This is a genomic window from Burkholderia sp. Bp8963 (assembly GCF_003854275.1).
GTDB lineage: Bacteria > Pseudomonadota > Gammaproteobacteria > Burkholderiales > Burkholderiaceae > Burkholderia.
Window position 1 is genome coordinate 112,967 of the sequence record NZ_QTQP01000005.1, and the last position, 24,348, is coordinate 137,314.

Sequence of the window (24,348 nt, forward strand, 5' to 3'; positions counted from 1 at the left end):
AAGAGAGTGCGCCTTGCCGTCGTGTCGACCGGCAGGGCGCCGCTTACCCCGCGAACGGGTTCTTGATCTTGCCGGTTGGCGCAGGCGGCGCTTCGGCGACATGCTCGGGCAGCGCGGGATCGCGTTGCAGCGCGTCGACGATGCTCGCGATGGCCTGCTGCAACGCGAGCGCAGCGGCGAGGCCGGCCTTGTCACGCGTCACCTCCAGCGTGCCCGACAGCACGATACGCTCCGGGTCGTTGGTCACGGTAAACGCGTCGCCGTGGATATTCAGGATGGAAGCGTCATCCTCGAACGCCTTGAACGCCATTCAAACCTCCGATACGTGTGTCTTTCAGCGATTCCGGGATGCCGGGGAATCGCAAACCGCTTTGTGCCTCGAGCTCGTGCACCGTCGCTATCTCATAGCGGTTCGCCGCCGTGTTGTTGACGACGATCGCGAACGCAAGGCGCTGCGTAGGGACATAGACTACCTTGAAAATCTGCGTCGGGACGATCACGCCTGTTGCGCCGATCGTTTTCAGTTCCGTGCCCTTGAACATCGGGCCGGTGACCACGTAAGTGTCTGCGGCGTTCATCGCGATCCGGCGCACGGCCTCTTCGATGTGCGCCCACAGCCGGCGGTTGTTCGTCGGGTTCTGCGGCACCATGTTCGCGAGCGTGAACGATTCGGCCATCGCCTCGTCGTTCCAGCGGTCGCCCGCCGGGCTCATGTGCCCGCGATCATAGCCGCTCTTGCGGTAATCCGCGAGCCGCGCGCCTTCGCCGTCCGGCAGGCGCCGTTCTTCGAAGAAACGGTTGGTGCGGACTTCGTCCTTGGCGGCCTCGAGGTGAGGGCGGGTCAGGTGTTCCGCGGACCACAGCGGGCCGTGCGTGATGCCGGAGTGCAGTACCGCGAAATCCGAATAGCACAGCAGGCGGGTCTTGGGCGCCATCCTGGCGTTGACCAGGACCGGCGGTTCGCCTTGCGGGCTGAATTGCGAACAGGAGTCGGAAGCGAAGGCATGTGACGCGACTGCGATCAGCAAGCCGGCGAGATATTTCCGCATGAAACTGACGTTGAGTGGAGGGGCCGGAAGTATACGGCCTAACGGGCGCGCAGGGAGCAGCGCGGCCGCAAGTATCGCGGCCCCACGCGATTGCGTCGCTCGGAACCTTGCTCGGGCACTGAGCGGCGCCGAAGGCAAGGCAATGATTAATTGCGCGTGCAGCGAAGCGTCGATTCCGGCGAAGCCGAATTAACATTCTTGCAATTTCAATTCGCCAGACCCGGAAAGCGCACAAATCCACAAATGCCGACTATTTGTTTGTGACAGAAATATTTGTATTTATGCATTTGCATGGTAAGTGAAAGATTAATGCATTTCGAAGACATCATTGCGTGCAGCTTCGTCTTGAATTATCCATTTTGAGCAGCTTTAATATTTCTTCAGGAACGGATCGATTTACCGCTGCAGCCGTGCCAAGTTTGGTCGTCTGACCGCCTCACGGGCAAATCCATCATCCGGGGCCGCGCATTCCGGCGCCGTGGTCGTTACGCCGTTAACGGCAGAAGCACGATTGTGGGCAGGAAATGCAATGGCGACGCAGAACCCCCGGAATGCTTCATCGGCACGCATGGACGGCGTGACGCCTGTCGAGTCCGCAACGCTCGACGCGCTGTATGCGAGCGTGCCGGCCATGATGCATTCGATCGACGCGAGTGGCCGTCTGATCCAGGTCAGCGATATGTGGCTCGCCACGCTCGGGTTCGAAAGGCGTGAGGTCATCGGTCGGCTCTCTTCGGACTTCCTGACGGAGTCGTCCAGAACCTACGCCCGTGAAGTCATCCTGCCGGCGTTCTTCCGAACCGGGCGATGCGATGACGTCGAATACCAGATGATCCGCCGCGATGGCACGGTGATCGACGTGCTGCTTTCCGGAAGGCTGTTGCGAGACGCATCGGGAAATGCGTTTCGATCCATTGCGGTCATACGGGATATCACGGATAAAAAGAAGCTCGATTGTGCGTTATCGGAAAGCGAGCAGCGTTATCGTGCGCTGTTCCAGCACGTTCAGGCCGGATTTGCATTGCTCGAACTCGATGCAATGAAGGGGGGCGCGCCTGCGTTGATTTTCGTGGCCGCCAATCCGGAGTTTTCGATTCTGTGCGGACTGCCACAATCACGGATTGTCGGCGAGCGGGCAGGTGACGTTTTCGCCAGCATGATTCAAGAGTCTTCCCGATGCGACGCGGTGTTGCACGAAGTCGCCCAGACCGGGGCCAGAAAGGCGCTGTCGAATTTGAGCGGACTGGAGGGGCGCTGGTTCGACATGGTCTGTTACCGCCCCGGGGTGCGGCAATGCGCAATCCTCGTTCAGGAGACGACGCAACGAAAGCGGATGCAGGAAATGCTGACCCGGCAGCACGAGCAAATCCGGGTGACGTTGCACTCGATCGGGGATGCCGTCATTGCCGCGGATACGACGGGACGCGTCCAATACCTCAATCCGATGGCGGAGCGGCTGACCGGCTGGTTGTCCGAACATGCGACGGACCGCAGCATCGACGATGTCTTTCATGTCTTCGACGAGCGCACCGGCGCGCAAGCGGCGAACCCCGTCAAGCGATGCCTCGTCGAAGATCGCGCGATCCAGCTCGACGACGACACAGTGCTTGTTTCCAGGGATGGCCAGCGTTTCTGCATCGAAGATTCCGCCGCACCGATCAAGGATTCGAATGGCGTGACATCGGGCGTCGTGCTGGTCTTTCGTGACGTGACCGAGGAGCGGCAAATCTCGAAGGAGATGGAGCATCGTGCGACGCACGACGCGTTGACCGGCCTCATCAACCGGACCGAATTCGAGGCCCGGCTGCTGCGCGTGCTGGACGGCGAGCGCGATGCGACGAGGCCCGGTGCGGTCTTCTACCTGGACCTCGACCAATTCAAGCTCGTCAATGACACATGTGGCCATGCGGCCGGCGACGCGTTGCTCAAGCAGGTGGCGTCACAACTCGACGACAGCCTCGACGTGCGTCACACGCTGGCGCGGCTGGGAGGCGACGAGTTCGGCATCATTCTGGACGCTTGCGCGATCGGCGAGGCCGAGGAAGTCGCGTCGCGCCTCTGCCGGCGGCTCGACGAGATGCGCTTCGACTACAACGGTTTCCACATCTGCGTCGGGGCGAGCATCGGGGTCGTGCCGCTCGACAGTCAGCTGGAGTCGGTGGATGCAATCATGCAGCAGGTCGACAGTGCATGCTATACGGCCAAGGATGCCGGACGGAATCGCATTCATGTGTGGACCCCGACGGACCAGGCAATGCGCGCGAGAAAGGACGAGATGGACTGGGTGCGTCGGCTGCGGCAGGCGCTCGATGAAAATCGCTTCGTCCTGTATGCGCAGGAGATCATTCCATTGCAGACGCCCGCCACCTCGAAGCGATTCGAGGTGCTGCTGAGGCTCAACGGCGAAGAAGGGAAGCTCATTCCGCCCGGGGAATTCCTGCCGGCTGCGGAGCGCTTCCACATCGCCAGCCGTATCGATCGATGGGTGGTCAACCAGGTATTCAGATGGATGGCCAGCTACTCGGACAAACTGGACCACATCGAGTACGTGTCGGTCAATATCTCGGGCCAGTCGATCGGTGACGCGGAATTCCTGGACTACATCCGGCGCCTGTTGCACGGTTACCCGTTCAACGGGAGCAAGCTCTGCTTCGAAGTCACCGAGACTGCGGCCGTGACGAACCTCGACGTCGCCGCGTCATTCATCAACGCGCTGAGAAGGTATGGCGTGCGATTTGCGCTCGACGATTTCGGGAGCGGCGCATCGTCATTCGGATATCTGAAGGCGCTGCCGGTCAACTATCTGAAGATCGACGGGCGATTCGTGAGGAACCTTCATCAGGACGCGCTCGACAGGACGGTGGTCCGGTGTATCCAGGAGGTGGCCAATGTGCTCGGCAAGGAAACCATCGCCGAATTTGTCGAAACCGCGGAAATTTCCGCCATCCTGACGGAAATGGGCGTAGGCAGCGCACAGGGCTTTTTCCTGCATCGTCCGCAGCCCATCTCCGTGATGCTGGCTTGCCGCTCGACGTCCGGGATCGAGCGTCCCGGACGCCCGCCTGAACCCTCGCCTGGGCCCTCGCATGAACCTTTTTTCTCGCGAGACAAGTCGATCGGGGCCAAGCCGTCGACCGACACGAGCCGGACGTGACGGTTCCCGAATGGCGTCGCCCAACAACAACCGGATTGTCGGCAACGGCTCCGTTGTGATACAACATTGGCCGCACGTCTGGCACCGGCCAGGCGTGTCATCCACAATCAATCTCTCTGGAACACTCAGAATATGGCAACCGGTACCGTCAAGTGGTTTAACGATACGAAGGGTTTCGGGTTCATCACGCCGGATGACGGCGGCGAAGACCTGTTTGCGCACTTCTCCGAAGTTCAGGGAAGCGGCTTCAAATCCCTTCAAGAGGGCCAGAAGGTCACTTTCGACGTCAAGCAGGGCCCGAAGGGGAAACAGGCAGCGAACATCAAGCCTGTGTAAGTTTTCCCGCGCAGCGAACCCGCCCGGCCTCAGAGCAGCGATCAGGCCGGCGCGAGATCGCTGCGGGTGTGGAGCAGGGCGTCGAACGAACCTCGCGCCCGGCTTTCCTCAGCGCTCGAGAAAGGCTCTCAGCTTGTCCGCGCGGCTGGGATGCATCAGCTTGCGCATCGCCTTGCCTTCGATTTGACGGATCCGCTCGCGGGTCACGTCGAACTGCTTGCCGACCTCGTCGAGCGTGTGGTCGGACGTGGTGTCGAGCCCGAATCGCATCCGCAAGACCTTGGCCTCGCGTGGCGACAGTGCGTCAAGCGCCTCGTCGATCGCGGCGCGCAGGTTCGCGTGGATCGCAGCCTCTGCCGGCGAACTCGCACCGGCATCCTCGATCATGTCGCCGAGCGTCGCATCGCCATCGTCGCCCACCGGGGTTTCGAGCGACACGGGTTGCCGGGCGATCTTGAGGATCCCGCGCACCTTTTCCTCGGACATCTCCATGCGCTCCGCGAGGACGGCAGGATCCGCTTCCTTGCCCGTCTGTTGCAGGATTTCGCGTGAAATCCGGTTCAGCTTGTTGATCGTCTCGATCATGTGCACGGGCACGCGAATGGTGCGCGCCTGATCGGCAATCGCACGCGTGACGGCCTGGCGGACCCACCATGTGGCGTAGGTCGAAAACTTCCAGCCGCGCCGATATTCGAATTTGTCCACCGCCTTCATCAGGCCGATATTGCCTTCCTGGATCAGATCCAGGAACTGCATGCCGCGGTTCACGTATTTCTTCGCAATGGAAATGACGAGACGAAGGTTCGCCTCGATCATCTCCCGCTTGGCCTGCCGCATTTTCGACTCGGCGGCGCACATCTGGCGGTTGATCTGCTTGAGCTGCTGCAGCGGCAGCGAAGCCCTTTCCTCGATATCGACGAGCTTTTGCTGTCCGGCCTGAATCGCCGGCAGATGTCGCTCGAGCGCCGCGCCAAACTTCCGCGAAGATGCCGCCGTGCGGCTGGCCCATTCGAGGTCGGTCTCATTGCCCGGGAACGACTCGACGAACGCGTCGCGCGGCATGTCGCACCGGTCGACGGCGATCTGCAGGATGTCGCGCTCGATCGCGCGAACCTGGGCGATCTGCTCCTGCACGTCGGCGCACAGCCGATCGATGGTCTTGGCCGTAAAGCGGATCGGCGCCAGTTCGCGCTGGATCTCCGAGCGCACTTGCGCAACGGCGGCGGAACGGGCCTTGCCAGTCACGGGACCTTCCGGCAGTTGCTCGAACAGGGCCCGGACGCGCGCGAAAATCGCGAGGCTGTCGTTCGTGAGCTGTTCGAGCCGGGCCGCGTTCGCCTTTTCCGAATCGCCGGCGTCCGTTTCGACGTCGTCGTCGTCTTCGTCCGAATCATCGTCGGATGCGAGCGATGTCTCGCTATCGTCGTCGGACTCCGGCGTCGGTTCGTTCGCGTCGGCGTCGATGCTGATGCCGTCGACGAGTTCGTCGATACGCAGTTCGCCGGCAACGATGCGGTCGACATCGGCGAGAATCGTGGACACGATCGACGGACACGCGGCGATCGCCTGGATCATGTCCTGCAGGCCGCCTTCGATGCGTTTCGCGATCTCGATTTCGCCGGCGCGGGTCAGCAGTTCGCGGGCGCCCATTTCGCGCATGTACATCCGGACCGGATCCGTCGTGCGGCCGAATTCCGAATCGACGGTCGAGAGCGCGGCTTCCGCTTCCTCGTCCGCCTGATCGTCGGATGCCGCGGCCGGCGCGGCGTCGTTCAGCAGCAGCGTTTCGGCGTCCGGCGCCTGCTCGTACACGGCCACGCCCATGTCGCTGAACGTGCTGACGATCGCCTCCATCGCCGCCGTTTGCGTCACGTTGTCGGGCAGGTGATCGTTGATGTCCGCGTGTGTGAGATAGCCGCGCTCACGTCCAAGCGCGATCAGTGCACGCATCTGGAGTTGACGCTCCTCGTCGTGGCGCGCCACCGACGCGGCGTCCGGCGGTGTTGCGACGGCCAGGGTTTTCCCCTTCGACGCATTGCGACCGGTTTTTGACGTAACTGCGATCGCGCGGGACGCGGAATCGTCCCGATCAGGCATTGCCAATGCATTCTCCTCGACAGGTTGGCCGACGATCGTCGCGAGCATGACGGCAAGTTGGTTTGCCTGCCGATTGCGAACGGAATCGTGGAGTGGCGCACAGGCAGTCGAGGCCGGGGTGCCTCGCGCGGAGTCCGATGTGCGCAGTATGTGGGACCGGGAATAGTATCAGACCAGCTTGTGCGACGCAATATGTCGCGGGCAAGAATTTGTCGGGCAGGCGGGGAGGCGAAAAACACGTGCTGGCCCGATTTTCCGGACCTGGCGCGCGACGAAGCGTTCAAGACATCCGCGTCCCGTGCAACTCCCTATGCATTTCGATGCGCTGGGTGTCACGGATTAGTGTTAAATGTATTACGGTCCGATACCGGAACGGCGTTTGTCCGTCCGGCCGCGCCGTCCCTTGGCGTAAACCCGGACGCAAGAAGCTGCACGGAGAGAAGCGGCACGAAGTCAAGATAGCGAATCGCGCGCGCCAGACGCGATCGAACCACGACGGCGGGTTTCATGTTGGATACCGAACCGCAAAGCTCTCGCTACAGCCTCGGTCTTGCGGCCGAAGTGCTCGCGTCCGAGCAGAGCGTGCTGCGGCTGATCACGCGCAACACACCGTTGCCCGAACTGCTGGCCGAGGTCTGCCGGCGCGCGGAAGGGCTGCTCGGTGCAGGCGCGTCGTGCACGATCATGCTGCTCGACGAGGACGGCTTGCATATCCGCGTCGGCGCCGCGCCGTCGCTGCCGGCCCACTATGGCGCGGCGATCGACGGCGCCGCGATCGGCCCGAAGGCGGGCTCGTGCGGCACCGCGATGCACGAACGCAGCATGGTCGCGGTCGAGGACATCGCAACCGATCCGCTGTGGAGCGACTACAAGGCCCTCGCGCTGCCGCTTGGGCTGCGCGCGTGCTGGTCGGTGCCGTTTCAGGACGAAGCGGGCGCCGTGCTCGGCGCGTTCGCGGTCTACCATCGCGCGCCGCGCCGGCCGAGCGACGAGGAAACCGCGCTGCTGCGCGACATCAGCAACAGCGTCGGGCTCGCCGTGCACCAGGACCGGATTGCGCGGCAGCTCGCGCGCAGCGAGGCGCATCACCGGCTCGTCGTCAACAGCCTGAACGAGGGGATCTTCGTGGTGTCGCGCGACGGCACCATCGTCGCGAGCAACCCGAGTGCGAACCGGATGATGCGCGTGGAGGGCAGCCTCGTCGGCCGCCCGCTGTCGACCGTGATCGTGCGCGCGCTGTACGAGGACGGCACGCCGATCCCGCCGGACGAGTGGCCGAGCCGGCGCGCGCTCGTGACCGCGACGCCGCTGCTCGGCTACACGGCGGGCCTCGGCCTTGCGGATGGCGACGTGGTCTGGGTGCGCGGCAACGCGGTGCCGATCGTGAAGCCGGGCGACACGGAGGCCGATTCGGTGCTGGTGTCGATCAACGACATCGGCCCCGTGCGCGAAGCGCAGCAGCAGCTGCGCTACCTCGCGACGCGCGACGCGCTGACGGGCCTCTACAACCGCCGCTGGCTTGCCGACCGGCTGCGCGAGCTGTTCGACGCCCGCGACGGCGCCGCCGGCGCCGCGCGCGTCGCGATCCTGTACGTCGATCTCGACGGTTTCAAGAAGGTCAACGACACGGCCGGCCACGACGCGGGCGATGCGCTGTTGCGCAGCGTCGCGTCGCGGCTCGCGGGCTGCGTCGGCGAGCGGCATGCGCTCACGCGCGTCGGTGGCGACGAGTTCGTGATCCTGGTCGACGACTGCGACGAACCGGACAGCCTTGCCGCGCTCGCGCGGCAGGTGATCGACGCGATCGCGCGGCCGTTCGAGGCCGCGAACAACGAGTACTACCTCGGCGTGTCGATCGGCATCGGCGTCGCGCCGCGCGATGGCGACGACGCGGCGACGCTGATGCGTAACGCGGATTCCGCGATGTACGACGCGAAGCAGCGCGGCCGCAACCAGTTCAAGTTCTTCACCGCGCAGCTGAACCTGCGGCTGCAGCGCCGCTTCGCGATCGAACAGTCGCTGCGCCGCGCGCTCGCGTCGAACACGCTGCGGCTCGCGTACCAGCCCGTCGTCGACGGCCGCAACGGCCGCACGGTCGGGGCCGAGGCACTGCTGCGCTGGACGAGCCCGGAGCTCGGGCCGCTGTCGCCGGCGGAGTTCATTCCGGTCGCGGAGGACACCGGGCAGATCGTCGCGATCGGCCAGTGGGTGCTCGAGACCGCGTGCCGGCAGGCGGCCGAATGGCGGCGCACGATCGCGCCGGACCTGATGATGGCTGTGAACCTGTCGCCGCGGCAGTTCCACGACGGGCTCGTCGAGTCGGTCGACCGCTGCCTCGCGCAGGCGGGGCTCGACCCGTCCGCGCTCGAGCTCGAGATCACCGAGGGGCTGCTGATGAACGACACCGCGACCGTGCTGCCGATGCTCGAAGCGCTCACCGACATGAACGTGCGGATCTCGGTCGACGATTTCGGCACCGGCTATTCGTCGCTGTCGTACCTGAAGCGTTTCCCGCTGCACAACCTGAAGGTCGACCGCTCGTTCGTGTCGGGCGTGCCGGAACACCGCGATGCCGTCGCGATCACGCAGGCCGTGGTCGCGATGGCGCATTCGCTCGGGATGAAGGTCACGGCCGAAGGCGTCGAGACCGAGGCGCAGTCGTCGTTCCTGCGGCAGATCGGCTGCGACAAGCAACAGGGCTATCTGTTCAGCCGGCCGCTCGAGCCGGCCGATTACGCGCGCCGGCTCGGCGAGCCGTAACGGCACGGGCCGGGTCGGGCCATTCGGCCGGCCCCGCGCATCACGCGGCCGCGCCGTTCGGGCGGCCCTGCCGATTACGCAGGCGTGTTGCCGTTTCTGCCGCTTTCGTCCGGCTGGATGGCCATGCCGATCACCACACGGTTCTTGCCGTCGTGCTTCGCGCGATACAGCGCACGGTCCGCGGCCTCGATCAGCGACGTCATCGGCGCGCCGGCCGCCGGCACGACACCCGCGCCGCCGATGCTGATCGTCACGTAGCGGCCGGTGGACGAATGCACGTGCTCGAGCCGCAGCGCCTCGACTGCGAGGCGGATCTTCTCGGCGAGCAGGCGCACGCCGCCCGGCGACGTGCCCGGCAGCACCACCGCGAATTCCTCGCCGCCGAAGCGCGCGGCGAGATCGCCCGGGCGGCCGAGGCAGCCTTCGACGGTCGACGCGATCCGCTTGAGCACATCGTCGCCCGACACGTGGCCGTACGTGTCGTTGTACCGCTTGAAATTGTCGACGTCGATCATCAGCAACGACAGCTCGGTGCGCTCGCGCGCGCCGCGCCGCCACTCGGCGTTCAGGTATTCGTCGAGATAGCGCCGGTTCGACAGCCCGGTGAGGCCGTCGGAATGCGTGAGGCGGCGCAGTTCGAGGTTCGCTTCGAGCAGCTGCTGCTGCGATTGCCGCAGTGCGCGATACGCCTCGTCGCGCTGCAGCAGGTTCACGTACGAACGCGAGTGGTAGCGGATGCGCGCGACGAGCTCGATGCGGTCCGGCAGTTTCACGAGATAGTCGTTCGCGCCGGCCGCGAACGCGGCGCTCTTGATCGCCGGGTCGTCCTTCGTCGACAGCACGATGATCGGCACGTCGCGGGTGGCCGGATTCGCGCGGTACGCCTTCACGAGGCTCAGCCCGTCGGTGCCGGGCATCACGAGATCCTGCAGGATCACGGTCGGCCGCGTCTCGGTCGCGGCGACGAGCGCGTCGTCCGAACGCGTGCAGTAGTGGAAGTCGATGCGGTCTTCGTCGGCGAGCGCGCGCCGCACGGCCTCTGCGACGATCGTCTGGTCGTCGACCAGCAGCACCATCGCCGGCACGTCGGTGGCCGGCGGCGTCTGCAGGGTCGCGCGCGCGGCTTCGAGCGCCGCATCCGCGCCGTCCGCGGCGGACGTGCCGTTATCGTGGCCCGGGCGTCGCGTGGAATCACTAGTCATGTCGATACCTGTTGTTGCCATTGCTGTCACGCATGTCGATGTCCTTCAAACCCTGACGAGCGCCGCCAGTTCGCCTGCGATGCGCTCGAGCGGCAGGATCGCGCGCGCGGCGCCGAGCGTCGCGGCCGCTTTCGGCATCCCGTAGACGGCGCTCGTCGCCTGATCCTGGGCGATCGTGTGGTAGCCCTTCATCCGCATCGCCTTCAGCCCGATCGCGCCGTCGCGGCCCATGCCGGTGAGCAGCACGCCGATCACGTCGCCGGGCCAGTGCTCGGTCACGCTGTTGAAGAACACGTCGACCGACGGCCGGTACGGCGTCGCGGCCGGCTCGCGGGTGTATTCGAGCGTGCCGGCGCGCGTGACGCGCAGGTGGTCGTTGGTCGCGGCGAGCAGCGCGACGGACGGCTCGGGCCGGTCGCCTTCGCGCGCGATGCGCACGGTGAGTGGCGTCTGGCCGTCGAGCCATTGCGCCATGCCGTCCGCGAACGCCTGGTCGACGTGCTGGACGATCACGATCGGCGCGCCGAATCCGGCGGGCAGCGCGCCGAGGATCGACGCGAGCGCGGTGGGGCCGCCGGCCGATGCGCCGATCGCGACGAGCGGTCCGCCGTAGCCGCTCGCAGCGGGGGCGGCGGGGCGGGCGGTGCCCGGCGGATTGTCGAGCAGCCGGCCGATCTGGTCGATCTTCGCGAGCAGGAGTTGCGCGGTATCGCCGTTCGCGCCTGCGCCGAGCCGCGGCGTGTCGACCGCGTCGAGCGCGCCGGCACCCATCGCCTCGTACACGCGCCACGCGTTCGCGCCGATGCTGCTCGTCACGATCAGGATCGCGCACGGCTTGCCGGACGACATGATCCGCCGCGTCGCCGCGACGCCGTCGAACTTCGGCATGATCAGGTCCATCAGCACGATGTCGGGCGGCTGCGCGGCGCAGAACTCGACGGCCTGCGCGCCATCGGTCGCGACCCACAGCACGTGGTGCTCGGGCCGTCTTGCGATCGCGCGGCGCAGCGCCTCGACGGCCAGCGGAAGGTCGTTGACGATGCCGATGTTCACGAACGGGCTTCTCCTATCAGGTCGCGCACCGCGTCGAGCAGGGTTTCGTCGTGGAAGCTGCTCTTCGCGAGGTAGTAGTCGGCGCCCGCGTCGAGCCCGCGGCGGCGGTCTTCCTCGCGGTCCTTGTACGACACGATCATCACGGGCAGCGTTTTCAGCGCGGCGTCGCGCTTGATCAGCGTGACGAGCTCGATACCGTCCATGCGCGGCATGTCGATGTCGGTCACGACGAGATCGAAATCGGCGCCGCGCAGCGCGTTCCAGCCGTCCATCCCGTCGACCGCGACGGTGACCGCGTAGCCGCGCTTCTCGAGCAGCTTGCGCTCCAGTTCGCGGACCGTCAACGAATCGTCGACCACCAGCACGTGCCGGCGTCGCGCGACGGCCGCATGCTGCGCGCGCTGCACCTTGTCGAGCTGGCCGCCGTGCACGAGCTTGTCGACCGAGCGCAGCAGGTCCTCGACGTCGATGATCAGCACCGGGTCGCCGTTCTCCAGCAGCGCGGCCGCCGAGATGTCCTTGACCTTGCCGAGCCGGCGGTCGAGCGGCTGGATCACCAGCATGCATTCGCCGAGGAAGCGGTCGACCGCGATGCCGTACGTATCCGATTCATCGCCGATCACGACGGTCGCGATGCTGTCGCGCGCGTGTTCCGGCGCACGCGCGCCGAGCAGCTGGTGCGCGGTGACGAGCCCGATCGCGCGGCCATCGAAGCGGAAATGCTGCTGGCCTTCGAGCAGGTCGATGTCGCTGCGCGCGAGTTCGAGCGTGCGGCGCACGTGTGCGAGCGGGATCGCATACGTTTCGCCACCGACCTCGACGAGCAGGCTGCGGACGATCGACAGCGTGAGCGGCAGCTGCAGCACGAAGCGCACGCCGCGGCCCGGCTCGGTAAAGATCCGCACGGTGCCGCGCACGGCCTTGACCATGTCGTGCACCGCGTCGAGGCCGACGCCGCGGCCCGACACGTCGGTCACCCGGTCGCGCATCGAAAAGCCGGGGAGCAGCAGGAAGTCGAGCAGCTCGTGGTCGGTGAGCCGCGCGGCCGTGTCCGCGTCGGCGAGCCGGCGCCGCACGACGGCCGCGCGCAGCGCGTCGAGATCGATGCCGGCGCCGTCGTCGCTGACGGAAATCAGCAGCTGGCCCGCGCTGTGGCGCGCTTCGAGCGTCACGTTCGCTTCGGCCGGCTTGCCGCGCGCGAGGCGCTCGTCGGGCGTCTCGACGCCGTGGTCGAGCGCGTTGCGCAGCAGGTGGCCGAGCGGCGCGTCGAGCATGTCGAGGATGTCGCGGTCGACCTGCGTCGCCTCGCCGACGATCGTGAAGCGGACGCGCTTGCCGAGCGAGCGCGCGAGATCGCGCACGATGCGCGGATACGCATGCGCCGCGTCGCCGAACGGCCGCATCCGGCAGCGCAGCGCCTCGTCGTACAGCTGCTGCGCGAGATGCGTGCTGCGGCGGTCGAAGCGGTCGAGTTCGTCGAGGCGCGCGCCGAGTTGCAACTGCAGGTTGCCGAGCCCCTGGCGCACGTCGTTCAGCGACGCGAGCGCGGTCTGGTCGAGCCGGTCCGTAAGCGTTTCGACGAGTACGTCGAGCGAGCGCGCGATATCGCGCTGCGTCCGCTTGATGCGCAGGATCGATTCCGTGAACGGCTTCAGCCAGTGCGATTCGACGAGCGATTCGCCAGACAGGCTCAGCAGCCGGTCGAGCTGCTCGGCGCGCACGCGCAGCATCCGTTGCGGGTCGTGCCGGGGGCCCGGCCGGGCCGGCGAGGGCAGGTCGGCGTCGGGCACGGCGGGCGCTGGGTCGGGCGCTGGATCGGGTGCGGGGTCGGGCGCCGGATCGGCCGGTGTGTGCGGCGAGTGGTCGTCCGCGCGCGGCGGTGCAATGGCGATCGCGATCGTTTCTGCGCCGGGCTCGGGCGCGGGCGACGCGGGTCCCGCCGATGCGGCGCCCGGTTCGAGCGCGGCCAGCCGCGCGGCGAGCGCGTCGATGTCCGCGCGCGCGACCGCGGCCGCCGGATCGGCATCGCCGACGCGCAGCAGCAGGTCTACGCCGTGCAGCAGTACGTCGATGTGCGCGGCCGTCAGCGTCAGCTCGCCGCGCTGCGCGGCGACGAAGCATTCCTCCATCGCGTGCGCGACGTCGACGCCGTCCTGCAGGTCGATGATGCGCGCGGCGCCTTTCAGCGAATGCGCGGCGCGCATGCACGCCTCGAGCGCGGCCGCGTCGCCGGGCGCATGTTCGAGCGTGAGCAGGCCGCTCGCGAGCGCCTGCGTCTGCGTGTGTGCTTCGTCGCGGAACAGGTCGAGCAGCGACAGGCGCATCAGGTCGTCGTCGGTGCTCATCGCAAGCTCCTCGCGAGCGAGTCGAACACACGGTCGGTGTCGAGCAGGCCGATCGTCGTGTCGCGCCACGCGAGCAGGCCGCGCGCGTGCATCGCGGCCGCGTGGGTGAGCGTCGTCGGTACCGGCAGCAGCGCGGACGCCGCAAAGCGCAGCACGCCCTCGACCTCGTCGACGGGCAGCGCGACCGTGTCGCCGCGATGCTCGACGACCAGCATCCGCGCATACGCGTTGCGCGACGCGTGCCGCCCGGCCGCATCGCGATCGAGATTCAGCAGTGCGCCGAGCGATGCGGCGATCGTCAGCGTGCCGCGCACGTTGACGAGCCCGAGCACGACGCCGTTGCGCCGGTGCGGCAGCGGATGGATCGGCCGCGTCCCGTCGATCTGCCGCAGCACGGAGGCGGGCAGCGCGAGCCATTCGTCGGCGATGCGGAACGCGAGCGCGGACTGCAGCGGTTGCACGTCATTGGCGGGTGCGTGGGCGGGCGCGTCGGCGGTCCGGTCCGGCCGCGCCGTTGTGTGGGCAGTGCGCGCCGTTTCGGCGAGATCGGCGTCGGTCAGCGGCCGGTCGAGCAGCTTCGCGGCCGCGTGTTCGAACACCGGGCAGTTCAGGCAGCGCGTGTGCTCGGCGAGCCGCGGACACGAGCCGTCGCCTCGCGTGCCGATGCGATTCCAGCAGTCGTCGACGGACTTCGCCGGGGCGAGGTCGTCAAGCGCGGCGTGAACCATGGGTTCCTCCCGGTTCGTCGGTCCGGTCCGGCGCCGTCGGCGTGCCGCGCAGCGCGCTGGCCCGCCGCGCACGCAGCATCAGCTGCCGTGCGCCGGCGCCATCGCCGGCCGCGTCGCGCAGCGCGGCGAGATGGGTCAGCGCCTCGTAATGGGCCGGGTCGAGATACAGCGTCTTGCGATAGAAATCCTGCGCGTCGGCATCGCGGCCGCGCGCGTCGGCGATCAGGCCGAGCAGGTGGAACGCGTCGGCATCGGGGCCGTGCGCGAGCGTATACGCATGCGCGGCACGCTCGGCGTCGTCGAGGCGCCCCGTGTCGGCGAGCCGCCGCGCGTCGGCGAGCGTCGGGACCGGTTCGGCGGACGTCGCGTCCGGCGCGGCGTTCGCGAGCTGCGTCGCCGGCCGTTTTGCGGACGCGGCGAACGGCCGGGGCACCGCCTCCACGTCGCGCGCTGGTGCACGGTACGCGCGTAGCGCCGGCTGCTGCGGCACGGCGGGCCGCAGCAGAGGAGGCGAGGCCGGCGAGGCCCAGTCGTGCTGCGCGCGGACGGGCACGCCTGCGGCCGGCGCAGTGACGGGCGGCGCCCGATGGAACGCGAACGCGAGCGGAATGCGCGCGGGCGCCAGCGCGTGCCGCATCATCAGCCCCGTTTCGGCCGGGCCGACGAAGATCGTGCCGCCGTCCGCCAGTTGCCGGTCGAGCAGCCGGATCGACTGGTCCTGCGTGTCGCGGTTGAAATAAATCAGCACGTTGCGGCAGAAGATGAAGTCGTAGCGCGTGTCCGCGTCGAGCGGCAGATCGAACAGGTTCGCCTGCACGAAGCGCACCGGTTCGCGCACCCGCGCGTGAAGCTGCCAGCCGCCGTCCGTTTCGCTGAAGTGACGCTCGCGGAAGTCGAGCGGGTGGCCGCGAAACGCGTTGCGTCCGTACACGCCGTCCCGTGCGCGGTCGATCGCGCGCGCGCTGATGTCGACTGCGTCGATCGCGAAGCGCGACGCGCCGATGCCGGCGTCGATGAGCGCCATCGAGATCGAATACGGCTCCTCGCCGGTCGAGCACGGCGCGCTCAGCACGCGCAGCGTGCGCGCGGGTTCGCGCACGAGCCGCGCGTCGGCGAGCCGCGCAAGCGCGACGAACGCTTCGCGGTCGCGGAAGAACCACGTTTCCGGCACGACGAGCGTCTCGATCAGCGCCTGCCGTTCGTCCAGCGACGCGATCAGCCGCTGCCAGTACGCGTCGATCGCGCCGTCGCCGAGGTCGTCGGCCGGCATCCCGCCGGCGGGCAGCGTCACGTCCGGCGCGCCGGCCTGCATGATGCGCGCGCGCTCGAGCACCGCGCGCGCGAGCGCACGATGGCCGAGCGTCGTGGCATCCATGCCCGTTTCACGCGTGAGCCACGCTTCGAAGCGGGGATCGTCGGCGTTCATCGCGTTCGTCATCCGGCAGCCACCTGCTGCAGCGGCTGCGCGGGCGGGAACAGCAACGCTCGCGCATCGTCGTCGAGCATCTGCCGCACGTCGATCTGCTGCACGAACCCCGACGCGTCGGCGGCGACCGGCCCGAGCCAGCGCGCGTGCGGCGTCGCGATGCCGCTGTCCGCGAATTGCGCGGGTGCGAAATCGCGCACCTGCGTCGCGTGCTCGACGATCAGCCCGAGCCACCGATCCGCGCCGTCCGCTGCGTTCGGCTGCGCATAGCGCACGACGACGAGCCGCGTCGAGCGCAGCGTGCGCGCCGCGCGCCCGAGCGCGAGCTGCGGGACGTCGAGCACCGGCACCAGCGTGCCGCGGTGATCGATCACGCCGGCGAGCCACGGCGGCGTGCCCGGCATCGACTTCACGGGCGCGAGCGCCAGCACCTCGACGATCTGCGTCGCATCGAGCGCATAGCGTTCGCCGTCCAGTTCGAAAAGAAGGAAGAGCATCGTGTCGATCGCCCGGAGGCCGTCTGCGTCAGCTGTCGATCTTGAAGCGCGACACGCCGGTACGCAACTGGTTCGCCACGAGCGTCAGGTCGTCGATCGCCTGCGACGACTGGCGCAGCGATTCGGCCGTCTGCTGCGCGGCTTCCGACAGCTGCGACAGCGCCTGCGTGATCTGCTCGGCGCCGCTCGCTTGCGTCTGCATCCCTTCGTTGACCATCTGGAAACGCGGCGCGAGCGTCTGCACCTCGTGGATGATCTGCGACAGCTGGCCGCCCACCTGCTGGACCTCGCGCATCCCGCGCCGCACTTCTTCGGAGAACTTGTCCATCCCCATCACGCCAGCCGACACCGCCGACTGGATCTCCTTCACCGTCTGCTCGATGTCGTAGGTCGCGACGGCCGTCTGGTCGGCGAGGCGGCGGATCTCGGTGGCGACGACCGCGAAGCCGCGACCGTATTCGCCGGCTTTCTCGGCTTCGATCGCCGCGTTCAGCGACAGCAGGTTGGTCTGGTCGGCGACTTTCGTGATGGTCGCGACGACCTGGTTGATGTTGACCGCCTTCTCGTTCAGGATCGCGAGCTTCGCGTTCACCGAGCCCGCGGCCTCCATCACGCTGCGCATCATTTCTTCCATGTGCGCGAGGCCGCTCTGGCTCGCGCCCGCGAGCGCCGCCGACTGCTCGGCGACCGACGACACTTCGTTCATCGTGTGCAGCAGGTCGCGCGACGTCGCGAGAATCTCGCGGGACGTCGCGCCGATCTCGGTCGTCGTCGCCGCGGTTTCGCTCGCGGTCGCCTGCTGCTCCTTCGACGTCGCGGCGATCTCGGCCACCGACGTCGTGACCTGCAGCGACGACTGCTGCGCCTGCGACACGAGGCTCGCGAGCTCTTCGGCCATCCGGTTGAAACCGTCCTGCAGCGTGCCGAATTCGTCGCCGCGACGCAGGTCGAGCCGCTGCGCGAGGTTGCCGGTGCGCATCGCGTCGTGCACTTCGACGAGCCGCGTCATCGGCCCCGTGATTGCGCGGAACAGCGCATAGCCGGTCGCGAGCGCGACCAGCAGCACGACGCTCAGCGCAGTCGCGAGCGTCGCTTCAGCGGTGTTGACCGACGTGCGGATCTGCGCTGCCGAATCGTCGGCCTGCGCGCGGTTTTCTTCGACCATCACTTCCGCGGTGCGGACCACGTTCTGCCACGTCGACGTCACGCGCGCGAAGCTGGCCCGCGCGGCTGCGCGATCGCTCGCCGCAGCGTGCGCCGTGTCGTTCAGCAGCGGCAGGTATTCGTCGTACGCAGCCCGGAGTGCGGTGAAGCGCGCCTTGTCGTCGTCGCGGAACAGCGTGGCCTCGTACTGGCTCGATGCGAGGTCGAAGCGCCGCAGCGCGTCGGGTATCCGGTCGAGGTCGTGCTTCGTGGCGTCCGCGTCGCTGTCGACGAACACCGCCCGTTCGAGCACCGTGTAACTTTCGTTCACCGCGGCACGCAGCGACGTCGACAGGAACAGGCCCGGCACCGAATCCCGCCGCAGGCTGTCGGCCGACGCGTCGATCGCGGTCAAACGTGTGTATGAAATCACCGCCATCACCAGCATCAGCACGAAGATCGCGCCGAAGCTGAGCACGATGCGCGTGCCGAGCGTGAAGCGTGGGCCGCGTCGCAAGGCGGGCAGGGGCGGCGTGCCGGCGCGGGGCGTCGCAATGGCCATGTCAGTCTCCCGGAGAGCTTGGGTCGGATGGGTTCGGCGGCGCGAACTGCGGATGAAACGATTCGGTCGCGGGTCGGCACGGTCGATCGGATCGTTCCGGATCGCTGCTCGATTGCCGGCGCCCCGCATGCTGTCATGCGGCGCGTTTGATCGCAACCGAATTTTCTGCGCATTGCGTCGCGCTTTTCCGTCCTATTAAAGTTAGTTCATTGTTCTGACGGTAGCTGTAATTCGAATGAAATGTGTGGGTGGTTTATCTGTAAACTTCGGCGTTCATCGATGCATGTCGTTTCGGCCGTTTTCCAGGAGGGGATACAGGTTTCGGTGGGGCCCCGATCGGGCGCGGGATGGCGTTCGCGGGCCCGCCGCGGGGCGGCCGGCGCGCGCATGGTATGGGCTTGCGGAGTTGGTCGGGTGTCGGGTGAAAGACCGGCGCCGACGTGTCGCGACGTCGGCGCGGATGCAACGATGGACTCAGTGGCTGCGCGCATACCCCTGGATCAGCGCGCGCATCATCCCTTCGACGGTCGCATCGCGCAGGTCGTCTTCCTGCGCGACGTCCTCGACGAGCGCGGCATACGCGGTGGCGAGCGTCACGCGATCGACTTCATGGCGCTGCTCCATCAGCGTCACCATGCCGTCCTTCGCCAGATGAGCGGAGAACGCGCGGCTGCCGATGGTTTCGAATACGTCAATCATGGCGGCTCTCCCGAACATTGCGGATGCTTTTCAGTGTAGTTGCTGCACGGAGGCTCCGCCATGCGGGCTGCCGGCCAATTCCCTCCCGCCGACAAGGTCACGGCGCGGTGATCCGCCGCTCTGTCGAGCAGGATCACGCGCCGTCGGCGTTGCTGTGCGCCGAATGCTGGATCGACTACGACGTCGTTCGCCACCCGGACGACCAGGCGATCAGCCCCGCGCGGATCGCGTTCGACAACGCGTGCCGCGAGACCTTCTGGCTGCGTTACCACCTCGCCTGAGCGCGCGCGGACCGCAGAGATCGCGTTACCGGCGTCACTGGTAGAAGTTCAGCGTGACCATCGCCGAGCGGCCCGGCGCCCACGTCGCGTAGATCGGGTATGCGCTCGAGTAATACTTCTTGTCGAACAGGTTCTGCACGTTCAGTTGCAGATCCATCGTCTTGTTCACGCGCCACGTCGCGGCTGCGTCGAAGCGCGCGTAGCCGGGCGTCCACTTCTTGACGGTCGGCGACACCGACGCATAGGTCTTGCTCGCGACGGTCGCGCCCGCGCCGACGGTCAGCTTCGGCATCACGTCGTAGCTCGTCCACAGCGTGAAGTTGTGCTTCGGCACCATCACCATCGGCAGGCCCGACGCGCCGGGGTTGCCGGGGCCCGCGTCGGTCGTGATCGCGTTCAGGTACGAGTAGCCGCCGAACACGCGCCACTTGTTCGTCACGTTGCCCGCGAAGCCGAGTTCGGCGCCGCGCACGCGCTGCGTGCCGGCGTTGATCACGTGACCGAGCCCGTCGCTCACGCGTGCGTTGGTCTTTTCGGTCTGGAACAGCGCGGACGTCAGCGACAGCCGCTCTTCGAGCACGTCCCACTTTGCGCCGATCTCGATGTTGCGCGAGCGCTCGGGCGTCAGGTCCTGGTTGGTCACGGTGATCTGGTCGGTGCCGCCGCCAAGGCCCGCGTTCGAGCCCGGCGGGTTCGACGACGTGCCGTACGACGCGTACAGGCTCACGTTGTGCACCGGCTTGAACACGAGGCCGAACTGGTAGCTGAACAGGTTCGACGTGTTCGACAGGTCGGCGACGCCGGCCTGCTTCGCGGTGACGTCGTAGCGGTCGAAGCGCAGCCCTGCGTTGAACAGCCAGCGCTCGGACAGCTTCACCGTGTCGAACACGTACGCGGACACGGTGTCGGTGCGCGTGTTCGTCGTCGGCCCCGGGAAGCCCTTGTCGCCGTTCAGCACGATGCTGCCGGTCCACGGCATGTTCGGGTTCCAGCCGCCCGCGAGCGGCGTGCAGTTGCCCGCGACCGAGCACGGGCCGCCCGTGCGGATGCTGTTGCCGGCCGAGTCGGACACCAGATAGCCCTCGTAGCGGCTCTGCTCGTGACTGAACTCGACGCCGGCCGTCATCGTGTGCTGCATGCCCAACAGGCTCGCGCGCCCGGTGACTTCGGTCTGGTTCGCGATGCTGTTGAGCGCGTACTTGCCGCTCTTCGCCTGCAGGCCAAGCAGGTTCGGGTTCGACGCGAGAATCTGCGGATTGGTCGCGACGTAGTCGAGCGTCGAGCGCCCGAACATCGTCGTGTTCTTCAGTTTCAGGTTGTCGTTGAAGCGGTGCTCGACGCGCACTTCGGCGGAATCGGTCTGCGTGTAGCGGTAGTCGCGCGTGTTCAGCCCGAAGAACTGGCCGCGGTCGGTCGGCACCGGCGTGCCGCCCGACGCGCGGAACGGCACGCTGAAGTCCGGCATGTCATAGCTGTTCAGGTGGTAGTAGCTGACCGTGACCGTGGTCGGCGTGTTCAGGCCGAACACCACCGACGGCGCGACGCCCCAGCGCTTGCTGTACACGTCGTTGCGGCCGGCCTGGTTCGCGTCGTGACCCATCAGGTTCAGCCGCACCGCGGTCGTGTCGTTGAGCTTGCGGTTCGCGTCGATCGTCGCGCGCTTGTAGCCGTCGGTGCCGAAGCCGATGCTGCCGTTGACGAAGTCGTCGTTCTGCGGCGTCTTCGTGACGATGTCGATGCTGCCGCCGACCGAGCCGCGGCCCGCGTACACCGAATCCGGGCCCTTCACCACGCTGATCTGCTCGACCGCGAAGGTCTCGCGGTTCTGCACGCCCGAGTCGCGCATCCCGTCGACGAAGATCGAGTTGCGCGATTCGAAGCCGCGAATCACCGGGCGGTCGGCCGACGGGTTCGCCGCCGCATCGCCGCCGAGGAACGTGATGCCGGGCACCGAGCGCAGCGCGTCGGCGAACGTCGTCACGTTCTTTTCCTTGATCAGCTGTTCGGGAATCACCGTGACCGAGCGCGGTGTGTCGAGCAGCGGCGCGGTGAACTTGTACGACGGCGAGCGCTTCGCCTGCATTTCGGACTCGGCGGACGACCGGACTGCGATCGTCGGCAGCGTCGCGGGCGCGCCGTCGGCGGCGGCCGGTTGCGCGGCGGGCGTGGTGTTGCCGGAAGCCGCGGGCGCGGTGAGCCCCGCGGGCGCGGATTGCGCGGCGGCGAGGAGCGGGGTCAGGAAAGCGGAGCAATACAGCGCGGACACGAGGGTGCGCGGCCGCGTCTTGAACTGGGCAGGCATAGAGATGGCAGCGGAAGGTTCGGTGTTCGGGTGCGTGCTGGCGATGACGGCGGACGGGACGACGCCCGCGGTCATCTAGTGAAGTAATGTAAATGCTTATGATTCGCGTTTGCTATCTCAATTGTAGGGATTGATGCGAAATATGTAAACACTTGAAGGGTTCTTGTACTGAATGGGTCAGGATGCGGGGCGAGCGGCGGGCGAGTGCAAAACGGCGTCATTGCCGGTCAACTGCGGCGCGCGTTCGACCTTGTCGAGCGGTTCCGGCGGCCCCCGCTGCACGTTGCGCCTTTGCATCGGGCGCAAGACCGCTTTCCATCGGCGGTTTCGCCCGCTACGGCGGCGACTCGATACACTTTCGTACCGATTGGACGGGGCCCCGGATGGCGCGGCCCGAGAATGGAGACAGGATGGAAACGAATGGCGCAGCGGTCGTCACGTACCGTGGCAACTCGATCGAGAACACGCATGTCGCGCACGTAGCAGTGGTGGATGCCGGCGGCAGGCTGCTGTATCGGTTCGGCGACCCGTTCCGGATGACGCTCGCGCGATCGGCGGCCAAGCCCGCGCAGGCGTTGTCCGTAATCGAGACGGGCGGCCCCGACCGGTTCGAGTTCGATGAAGCGGATGTCGCGCTGATGTGCGCGTCGCACAGCAGCGAAGACCGGCATATCGAGCGGACCCGGGCGATGCTGTCGAAGGTGCATGCGCAGGAATCCGACCTCCGCTGCGGCGGGCACGCGCCGCTGTCCGACGCGGTGTACCGGTCATGGATCAAGCGCGACTACAGCCCGACCGGCGTCTGCAGCAATTGCTCGGGAAAGCACGTCGGCATGCTGGCCGGCGCGCAGGCGATCGGCGCCGCGATCGATGACTACCATCTGCCGGACCATCCGATGCAGATGCGGGTAAAGCGCGTCGTAGCCGAAGCGTGCGGGCTGCGTGAAGACGAAGTCGAATGGGCGATCGACGGCTGCAACCTGCCGACGCCCGCGTTTGCGCTCGATCGCCTGGCTCGCCTCTACGCGAGCCTCGCCGATGGCGCGGACGCGGTGGAAGCCGGCAACGCCGAACGATCCGCGCGTGTCCGTGCACTCGCGCGCCTGCATCACGCGATGACGCGGCACCCCGAGATGGTTGCCGGCGACGGCAGGTATTGCACGGTGCTGATGCGGGCCTTCGACGGGCAAGTCGTCGGCAAGCTCGGCGCGGATGCGTGCTACGGGCTCGGCGTGCGCGCGTCCGATGATACGCGGCGCCTCGGCGCCGACGGCGCGCTCGGCATCTCGGTGAAGGTCGAGGACGGCAACATCGACGTGCTGTACATGATCGTCAGCGAACTGCTCGAGCGGCTGCAGATCGGCACCGCCGGGCAGCGCAAGCAGCTGGCCGCGTTCCATCGGCCGCCGATGCTGAACACGCAGAACGTCGAGATCGGTCACGTGACGTTCCCGTTCGAGCTGCGGCAGGGGTGACCGGCGGCGCCGGCGCTCAACGCTGGCCGCTGTCGCCGCGAATCTTCTGCATTTCCACCTCGGACCACTCGCCGATGTGCGCGAGGTGTTCCGCCAGGAACTCCCTCAATACCCGCAGTTTCGCCGAGCTGCGCCGGTTCGCCAGATACGCCATGTAGATGAAGTCGCCGGTCAGCTTGTTCTGCAGCCGGTAGCGGGGCAGCACGGCCTCGAGCCGGCCGCTTGCCAGCAAATCGCGCACCAGCCAGATCTCGAATTCCGCGATGCCGAGCCCCGCGCAGGTGGCCTCGAGCAGCAGTTCCGAGTGATCCGACACGAGGTTGCCGGCCGGCAGGATGCTGTGCCGCGTGTCGTCATCGACCAGCTCCCAGCGCGGGTCGCCCTCAGGATGGACGTAGCGCAGGCAATTGTGGTGCGCGAGCGCGTCCGGCGTGGCCGGCCGGCCGCAGCGGTCGAGATAGGCGGGCGCCGCGCACAGGATGCTGTCGTTGCGCGACAGCCGCTGGACGATCAGGTTGTCGAGGTAGTTCTCGCCCTCGTGGATGTCGAGGTCGAAACCGCCGGCCACCAGATCGTTGTGGTTGTCGGTCAGCCGGACGTCGAGCTGGATCGTCGGATAGCGCGCGAGAAACGGCGCGACCAGCGGCGCGAGGTAGCGCCGGCCGAACCCGACCGGCGCCGTGAGCTTAAGCGGCCCGCTCGGCTGTGCATTCAGTTCGGCGACGACGCGCAGCGTGTCGTCGAGATCCGCGATCAGCGTGACGGCCCGTTCGTGATAGATGCTGCCGGCTTCGGTCAGCGTCACGCTATGCGTGGACCGGTACAGCAGCGGCACGCCGAGCACCTCTTCGATGGCCGACACCTTGCGCGCGACCGTGGACGTCGACACGTGCATCTCCTTCGCAACGGCCGAAAAGCTGCCTGTTTCGACGACGCGCACGAACGCGCGCATCGCGCCCAGGTGATCGACGCCCGTCTCTCTTGCTCCCTTTCTCATCCGCCATTCATCCCGCTTTTCATCGCGCTTTTCATCACTGTCTCGCCGTCTTGGTGTTGCGTCAGACGCAAAACAACTTTCGATATTACAGAAACAAGGTTCTATTTGCAAAGGCATAGAATGCGAACGCGTCGCTCAGGCGACAGAGGAGACAGGTGAGCGAAGCCCGGCCTTGCGTCGCGGCGCACGAGGCGACGGCTTCACCGGGGTCGGCTGCGGCCGGCGGCACGAGACAATTCTGG

18 protein-coding genes are annotated in these 24,348 nt (G+C 67.0%); 5 read left to right on the forward strand and 13 right to left on the reverse strand.

The features are described from left to right. Window positions 1-43: 43 nt before the first annotated feature. A complete protein-coding gene (locus DID96_RS06230; protein WP_124598387.1) occupies window positions 44-310 on the reverse strand; it encodes a hypothetical protein in 267 nt (88 codons plus the stop codon). Beyond that, on the reverse strand, window positions 285-1,049 hold the full coding sequence (locus tag DID96_RS06235; RefSeq protein ID WP_124598514.1) for a DNA/RNA non-specific endonuclease: 765 nt from the start codon (window positions 1,047-1,049) through the stop codon (window positions 285-287). The genes DID96_RS06230 and DID96_RS06235 overlap by 26 nt, the downstream gene beginning before the upstream one ends. 529 nt (window positions 1,050-1,578) lie before the next feature. Between DID96_RS06235 and DID96_RS06240 the strand changes: the two genes are divergently transcribed. Next, on the forward strand, window positions 1,579-4,203 hold the full coding sequence (locus DID96_RS06240; protein WP_124598388.1) for an EAL domain-containing protein: 2,625 nt from the start codon (window positions 1,579-1,581) through the stop codon (window positions 4,201-4,203). A 132-nt stretch (window positions 4,204-4,335) separates the two neighbouring features. After that, on the forward strand, window positions 4,336-4,539 hold the full coding sequence (locus DID96_RS06245; protein ID WP_124598389.1) for a cold-shock protein: 204 nt from the start codon (window positions 4,336-4,338) through the stop codon (window positions 4,537-4,539). Between the two features lie 108 nt (window positions 4,540-4,647). Here the strand turns inward: DID96_RS06245 and rpoD are convergent, their stop codons facing one another. Next, complete coding sequence (rpoD, locus tag DID96_RS06250; RefSeq protein ID WP_124598390.1) at window positions 4,648-6,636, reverse strand: RNA polymerase sigma factor RpoD; 1,989 nt, start codon at window positions 6,634-6,636, stop codon at window positions 4,648-4,650. A 510-nt stretch (window positions 6,637-7,146) separates the two neighbouring features. On the opposite strand from rpoD, the gene DID96_RS06255 reads away from it, so the two are divergent. Next, complete coding sequence (locus DID96_RS06255; RefSeq protein WP_124598516.1) at window positions 7,147-9,396, forward strand: bifunctional diguanylate cyclase/phosphodiesterase; 2,250 nt, start codon at window positions 7,147-7,149, stop codon at window positions 9,394-9,396. A 74-nt stretch (window positions 9,397-9,470) separates the two neighbouring features. Here DID96_RS06255 and DID96_RS06260 read toward each other — a convergent pair whose 3' ends face one another. From DID96_RS06260 to DID96_RS06295, 8 genes are all read right to left on the reverse strand, one after another. Then, window positions 9,471-10,598, reverse strand: a complete 1,128-nt coding sequence (locus tag DID96_RS06260) for a diguanylate cyclase (RefSeq protein WP_124598391.1) — start codon at window positions 10,596-10,598, stop codon at window positions 9,471-9,473. A gap of 45 nt (window positions 10,599-10,643) precedes the next feature. Beyond that, window positions 10,644-11,651: a chemotaxis response regulator protein-glutamate methylesterase gene (locus DID96_RS06265; protein ID WP_124598392.1), complete on the reverse strand. Its 1,008-nt coding sequence runs from the start codon at window positions 11,649-11,651 to the stop codon at window positions 10,644-10,646. Further along, window positions 11,648-13,996, reverse strand: coding sequence for a hybrid sensor histidine kinase/response regulator (locus DID96_RS06270; protein WP_124598393.1), 2,349 nt, complete (start codon window positions 13,994-13,996; stop codon window positions 11,648-11,650). The genes DID96_RS06265 and DID96_RS06270 overlap by 4 nt, the downstream gene beginning before the upstream one ends. Continuing rightward, the gene (locus tag DID96_RS06275) at window positions 13,993-14,724 is read right to left on the reverse strand and encodes a chemotaxis protein CheW (protein ID WP_124598394.1); all 732 of its coding nucleotides are present in this window, start codon (window positions 14,722-14,724) and stop codon (window positions 13,993-13,995) included. Before DID96_RS06275 ends, DID96_RS06270 begins: the two co-directional genes overlap by 4 nt. Beyond that, window positions 14,705-16,150, reverse strand: a complete 1,446-nt coding sequence (locus DID96_RS06280) for a CheR family methyltransferase (RefSeq protein WP_124598518.1) — start codon at window positions 16,148-16,150, stop codon at window positions 14,705-14,707. The genes DID96_RS06275 and DID96_RS06280 overlap by 20 nt, the downstream gene beginning before the upstream one ends. An 8-nt stretch (window positions 16,151-16,158) precedes the next feature. Next, window positions 16,159-16,647: a chemotaxis protein CheW gene (locus DID96_RS06285; RefSeq protein ID WP_124598395.1), complete on the reverse strand. Its 489-nt coding sequence runs from the start codon at window positions 16,645-16,647 to the stop codon at window positions 16,159-16,161. Window positions 16,648-16,675: 28 nt separating this feature from the next. Beyond that, window positions 16,676-18,352 (reverse strand): methyl-accepting chemotaxis protein, encoded by a 1,677-nt coding sequence (locus DID96_RS06290; RefSeq protein ID WP_124598396.1) that lies wholly within the window; start codon window positions 18,350-18,352, stop codon window positions 16,676-16,678. A 474-nt stretch (window positions 18,353-18,826) separates the two neighbouring features. Then, window positions 18,827-19,051 carry a hypothetical protein gene (locus DID96_RS06295; protein WP_124598397.1) on the reverse strand — a complete coding sequence of 75 codons (225 nt, stop codon included), beginning with the start codon at window positions 19,049-19,051 and terminating at the stop codon, window positions 18,827-18,829. A gap of 107 nt (window positions 19,052-19,158) precedes the next feature. Between DID96_RS06295 and DID96_RS06300 the strand changes: the two genes are divergently transcribed. Then, window positions 19,159-19,332 (forward strand): hypothetical protein, encoded by a 174-nt coding sequence (locus DID96_RS06300; RefSeq protein WP_260463814.1) that lies wholly within the window; start codon window positions 19,159-19,161, stop codon window positions 19,330-19,332. 34 nt (window positions 19,333-19,366) lie between these two features. On the opposite strand, the gene DID96_RS06305 is transcribed toward DID96_RS06300, so the two are convergent. After that, entirely contained in the window at window positions 19,367-21,634 is a 2,268-nt protein-coding gene (locus tag DID96_RS06305) for a TonB-dependent siderophore receptor (RefSeq protein ID WP_124598398.1), read from the reverse strand. Between the two features lie 410 nt (window positions 21,635-22,044). Between DID96_RS06305 and DID96_RS06310 the strand changes: the two genes are divergently transcribed. Then, a complete protein-coding gene (locus DID96_RS06310; protein ID WP_124598399.1) occupies window positions 22,045-23,109 on the forward strand; it encodes an asparaginase in 1,065 nt (354 codons plus the stop codon). A gap of 16 nt (window positions 23,110-23,125) precedes the next feature. On the opposite strand, the gene DID96_RS06315 is transcribed toward DID96_RS06310, so the two are convergent. Next, window positions 23,126-24,106, reverse strand: coding sequence for a LysR family transcriptional regulator (locus DID96_RS06315; protein WP_124598400.1), 981 nt, complete (start codon window positions 24,104-24,106; stop codon window positions 23,126-23,128). Between the last annotated feature and the right edge of the window lie 242 nt (window positions 24,107-24,348).